This window comes from Bacteroides sp. RTP31139st1_H2_RTP31139_211217, assembly GCF_040227615.1.
Classification (GTDB): domain Bacteria; phylum Bacteroidota; class Bacteroidia; order Bacteroidales; family Bacteroidaceae; genus Bacteroides; species Bacteroides uniformis.
The window spans coordinates 1-5,805 of record NZ_JBCNZM010000229.1 but is presented as its reverse complement, the minus strand read 5'-3'; the positions used below and the strand labels follow the sequence as shown (position 1 = coordinate 5,805).

The window sequence follows — 5,805 nt, the reverse complement described above, 5'->3', positions numbered from 1 at the left end:
TGATGGATCTGAATCCGGACGGTGTCAGCCTTACTAGCGAAATTCTTACTGTTGGGCATAAAGTAAAAGTTATCAAAGGCGAACTCAGCGGTATTGAAGGTGAGGTTGCCATCGAAGCCAATAAAACATACGTCGTTATCCGTATTAAAGACCTTTTGACTGCAAGTGTCAAAGTCCCCAAATCCTATCTGAAAATAATCGGGTGACTTCTAAATAAGTATAATCTTATATTTTAATCATATATCATAATAATGAATGATTTAACTTCCCGTGCTCTTGAGCTTCAGCATGCAGCTCATGAGCTGATGTATCTTGGTATGGACGGTGAGCCGGTCTATTCCGACACTTTTTGCCGGTTGAATAAGGAAGTGCTTGTTAAGTCCGATTCTCTTTTTTCTGCTCAGAGTTCCGATGTTGAAGAGGAGGCGAATTTGTGTCTGGCTCTTTTGATGGGGTATAATGCTACCATTTATGATGATGGGGATAAGGAGCAAAAGAAACAAATGGTATTGAATCGGATTTGTCTTGTTTTGGAGCAGTTGCCTGCTTCTTTACTTAAAGTCCGACTACTGACTTATACATATGGGGAGGTTTATGAAGAGGTCTTGTTTCAAGAAGCCTATGCGATTATTGAAGGTTGGAACAAAGATAATTTGACTTCGGAACAAACTGTAATCATCGAAGAATTGAAAAATATCGAAGAAAATCCATATCCGTTTGAGGAAGTGGAATAGGATTTGGGTGTGATAAGGAAATCATAAAAAATAGATAACTTTTATTGATATGAAAGCATGTTTTATGGGGTTGGGTTATATTGGCCTGCCTACTGCGATTATTGCTGCTAAACACGGAATTCAGATTATCGGGGTTGATATTAATCCCAAAGTTGTAGAAATGACTAATCAGGGTAAGTTGCATATCATTGAACCAGGTATGCAGGAGCTTCTTCAAGAAGTCGTTACTATCGGTCAGTTGAAGGCTTCAACAACTCCAGAAGTGAGTGATGCCTATTTTATGGTGGTACCTACTCCTTTTAAGGGAAATCATGAGCCTGATATTTCTTACGTGGAAGCTGCTACCCGTGCCGTAATTCCTTTGTTGAAAGAGGGAGATTTGTATGTCATAGAATCTACATCACCGGTAGGTACTACTGATAAAATGTGTGATTTGATATTTGGATTACGTCCGGAATTGAGAGATAAAATTTATATTGCTTATTGTCCGGAGCGTGTTCTTCCTGGGAACGTCATTTATGAGTTAGTTCATAATGACCGGGTCATTGGCGGTCTGAATGAAGCTTCTACAGATAGGGCTATTGAGTTTTATAGTAAGTTTGTACAAGGAACGCTCCATCGCACTAATTGTAAAACGGCAGAAATGTGTAAACTGACAGAAAACTCCTCCCGTGATGTACAGATAGCTTTTGCCAATGAACTCTCTCTGATTTGTGATAAAGCAGGAATCAATGTCTGGGAATTGATTAACTTGGCGAACAAGCATCCCCGTGTGAATATCCTTCAACCTGGTTGTGGTGTTGGAGGACACTGTATAGCGGTTGATCCTTATTTCATTACGGCTGAATTTCCTATGGAATCTAAAATCATATCTACCGCTCGTGAAATCAATAACTATAAAGCATTCTGGTGTGCAGAGAAAGTGCGGAATGCTATGTTGAAGTTTGAATTGGAATATCATCGTAAACCTACTATTGCTATGATGGGGCTGGCTTTTAAACCCGATATTGATGATTTGCGTGAAGCTCCTGCCAAGTATATTACTACTAAAGTGATGCAAAGCTGTAATAATGCAGATATTTTAGTAGTGGAACCTAATGTGCAGGAACACAACGTATTTAAACTTACAGATTATAAAGAAGCCTATGAGAAGGCTGATATCGTCGTTTTTCTGGTTGCTCATTCTGTATTTAAATCTCTGCCATATAATGATCGGAAAGTAATTCTTGACTTTTGCGGAATTTACAAGAAATAATAAATACCTTATAGCATGAAGAAGATTATGTTGGTTTTCGGGACTCGTCCCGAAGCCATAAAGATGGCTCCTCTGGTGAAAGAATTTCAAAAATATCCGGAGGAGTTCAAGACAATCGTATGTGTTACCGGTCAGCATCGCGAAATGCTTGATCAGGTATTGCATATATTTGAAATCATTCCTGATTATGATTTGAATATTATGAAACCAGGACAGGATTTGTATGATGTGACAGCTCGTGTTTTGATAGGTATGCGTGATGTTTTGAAAGAGGTACAGCCAGATGTTGTTTTGGTTCATGGTGATACAACCACTTCTACGGCTTCGGCATTGGCTGCTTTTTATCAGCAGATTCCAGTGGGACATGTAGAGGCGGGACTTCGGACTCATAATATATATAGCCCTTGGCCGGAGGAGATGAATCGAGTGATAACAGGGCGTATTGCCAGTTATCATTTCTCTCCAACTCCTTTGAGTCGTCAGAATCTGTTGGATGAAGGTGTAAAGGAATCAGCTATAATAGTGACAGGTAATACAGTAATAGATGCACTTTACATGGTTGTAGATAAGATAAAGAGTGATAAGAGGTTTGATGAAGAGCTGAAAGGCATTTTGAAAACTGCCGGTTATGACATCAACCGCTTGTTAGATGGAAAAAAATTAGTCTTGATAACAGGTCATCGTCGTGAAAATTTCGGTGACGGATTTGTTTCTATGTGTCGGGCTATTCAGACTCTTACAAAGAAATATCCAAATGTTGATTTTGTCTATCCGATGCATTTAAATCCCAATGTTCGTAAACCAATTCATGAGGTATTTGGTAAAGATTTATCCAATTTAGGGAATATGTTCTTCATAGAGGCTTTAGAGTATCTTTCTTTTGTTTATCTGATGGAGAAATCCGCTATAGTTTTGACAGATAGCGGTGGTATTCAGGAAGAAGCTCCCGGACTTGGGAAGCCAGTACTTGTGATGCGTGATACGACAGAGCGTCCAGAGGCGCTGGAAGCTGGAACTGTGAAATTAGTAGGAACAAATTATGATAAGATTATAGGTGAAGTTGCTGTTTTGTTGGATGATGAAGCATGTTATGAAAGAATGAGTAAGGCGGTGAATCCTTACGGGGATGGGCTGGCGTGTAGTAGAATTGTGTATACGTTGAAATAATGTGAGTAATGCCACTTTTGAAAGATACTTTAAATGCGACATTGTGGTCAGTATTGGCTGAAATTATTGCAAAAATAATTAGCCCTGCTGTTTTCTTAATACTTACTCATATACTGTCACCATCGGATTTTGGAGTTGTTTCAGTTGCTACAACAATTTTAGGACTCATTTATGTTGTGAGTGATATGGGGACAAGTAAAGTTCTTATTCAAGCAGAAGATGATGAGGGTAATATCCAAAAATTATATGATGCTGCTTTTTATCTAAATATATTTGTTGGCATTATATTATTTTTGGTGGTTTTTCTTTTTTCAAAAGAACTCGCATCATTTTATTCTCAGCCTCAATCAGACTCTGTGATAAAAGTCATGTCTGTACAAATATTGTTGTACTCATTGTGTTCTGTTCAAAATGCCATTAGAAAAAGAAATTTAGATTTTAGATTTTTATTTTATATAAGACTTATAACAATATGTTCTCCATTATTGATAGCATTGCCTATCGCTTTTTCAGGTGGTGGCTATTGGGCCATAGTTTTAAGTACTATTGCAGGTTCTTTATTAAATACTGTGGTATTATGGGTTAAAAGTAAATGGAAACCGATATTATACATTAATTGGCATATGATTTATCGTGTTATAGGTAAATCAATATGGAATACGATAGAGCAAATATGTGTTTGGATACCAGTATGCTTTGATACTTTTTTGATATCAAAGTTTTTATCTGTAAATGATTTAGGCTTATATACTACTTCCAAAACCTTGTTTAATACTGCAATCGGATTGTTATTTACTCCTATATTACCTGTGTTATTCAGTGCTTTCTCACGTTACCAGAATAGTGGAAAGCTGTTAAGAGAGGCACTTTTATTTAGTCAAAAGGTTGTATTTTTATTGGGAGCAAGTCTTGGATTATTTGTATATATATTTAATAGTTATATATCAGATTGCTTCTTTTCTAACACATGGAGTGAAATATCATCAATTTTAGGTATTATGTTTCTGATTATGGGACTTGAGTCTTTTTATTCTGCTTTTATCGAGGGGGTTAGGTCTAAGGGATATTTTAAAGAAATTGCGGTTAATACAAGTGTAAGTATTTTGGTGGCAATACCGTTTTTATTGCTTTCTGTTAAATATGGTTTATTTTATTATGTTGTTGTTAGGAGTTTAGCTTTATATATACATTATCCCGGTATTTTTTATCTACTTGATAAAAAAATAGGAATTTCATTTAAGCAATCTGTTTACAATGTTCGTTTCATTTTAATTTCTATAATAATAATGTTACTCTTAAATTATTGTTTGGAGGGGCTTGGTGTTGAATCACGGTTTGGACTTTTTCTATTGAAATTATTTTCTACTGTTTCAGTTTTATTGATTTTCTTATTTGTGGAACGTAAATTCTTGAAGCAAATATTGTCATTGGTAATGAAGAGATAATTTTATGAATGTTTTATTTGTATTAAGAAGTTTCCCATCCTGTGGTGGTGTGCAATCTATTACAAAGATAATAGCGGAATCTTTGTTAGATAGAGGATTAAACGTTACTGTATTATCTTGTATTCAGACATTAAATGAATGTGATAATTTGAATTCGTTTCGTTTTCATCATTTATCATTACCATCTTCTGTTTTGATGAGTGATATTAATATTCAATATTTCCATACGATATTGGAAGATGATAAAGTTGATATCATCATTAATCAGGGGGTATATCGCGATGTTACAACATTTTTGTATGTTGCATTAAGGCATAAGAAAAAATATAAGGTACTGTCTGTTATACACAGTGATCCTTTGGGTGAAATTAAGGATTTGAAATATCAGATATCCCAAAAAGGTTTCAAACCATTAATAAAACGTACTTTTTTATCATTGTATAAACAAAGGATTAAGAGCATTTATATTAATAGACTAAAAGCTGCAGAAGCATTTTCTTCTGCATTTGTATTACTCTCTGCATCGCATATTAATGATTTTAAGGCACTTTGTCCCAAAATAGTGAAGCCCATTTATGTTATACCCAACTGTGTAAATTTTGAAGATATAAATATAGATGATGAGTTCCTTGCTAACAAAGAAAAGAAAATTGTCTATGTTGGAAGAATTGTTGAGTCCCATAAACATGTTAGTCGGTTGTTGTATATATGGGATAAAATATGGTATAAACATGCTGATTGGCGGCTAGAATTGATAGGAGATGGGGATGATTTAACATATAATATGGACATTGCTGAGAAATTGCATTTGCAGAATATTTCATTTATAGGGAGGAGAAAAAATGTTGTACCTTACCTCATAAAAGCTAGTATTGTATGTCTCGTTTCAGAATCAGAAGGATTAAGTATGTCATTGTTAGAAGGAATGTATTTCGGTGCAATACCTATTGCTTATGCAAGTTTTTCGTCAATCAATGATTTTATTATTAATAATGTTAATGGGTTTTCTATAACTCCTTATAAACAGGAAGAGTACATATCAAAACTTGAGATGTTGATGATGGATGTTGATTTACGGATTAAGTTGGCAAAGGAAGCAAAAAAAATGACAAAATCTTTTTCCCTTGAGAGTGTAACAGATAAATGGATAGATTTATTCTCAACTTTATGATTTTATATAAAATAAAAAGTTTTTTCATTTCAC

Annotated in this window: 5 protein-coding genes and 1 pseudogene; all 6 read left to right on the top strand. The window is 35.0% G+C overall.

The annotated features are described in order from the left end of the window. Positions 1-206, top strand: a pseudogene (locus tag ABUA47_RS22575) (transcriptional regulator); the annotation flags it as partial. 45 nt (positions 207-251) lie between these two features. Next, positions 252-734 (top strand): UpxZ family transcription anti-terminator antagonist, encoded by a 483-nt coding sequence (locus ABUA47_RS22570; protein WP_117713876.1) that lies wholly within the window; start codon positions 252-254, stop codon positions 732-734. Between the two features lie 49 nt (positions 735-783). Continuing rightward, complete coding sequence (gene wecC, locus ABUA47_RS22565) at positions 784-1,989, top strand: UDP-N-acetyl-D-mannosamine dehydrogenase (RefSeq protein WP_117713877.1); 1,206 nt, start codon at positions 784-786, stop codon at positions 1,987-1,989. 15 nt (positions 1,990-2,004) lie between these two features. After that, positions 2,005-3,156, top strand: coding sequence for a non-hydrolyzing UDP-N-acetylglucosamine 2-epimerase (wecB, locus tag ABUA47_RS22560; protein ID WP_087333027.1), 1,152 nt, complete (start codon positions 2,005-2,007; stop codon positions 3,154-3,156). An 8-nt stretch (positions 3,157-3,164) separates the two neighbouring features. After that, entirely contained in the window at positions 3,165-4,601 is a 1,437-nt protein-coding gene (locus ABUA47_RS22555) for a lipopolysaccharide biosynthesis protein (RefSeq protein WP_087333028.1), read from the top strand. Between the two features lie 4 nt (positions 4,602-4,605). Then, on the top strand, positions 4,606-5,772 hold the full coding sequence (locus ABUA47_RS22550; RefSeq protein ID WP_227187442.1) for a glycosyltransferase: 1,167 nt from the start codon (positions 4,606-4,608) through the stop codon (positions 5,770-5,772). The last annotated feature ends 33 nt before the right edge of the window (positions 5,773-5,805 follow it).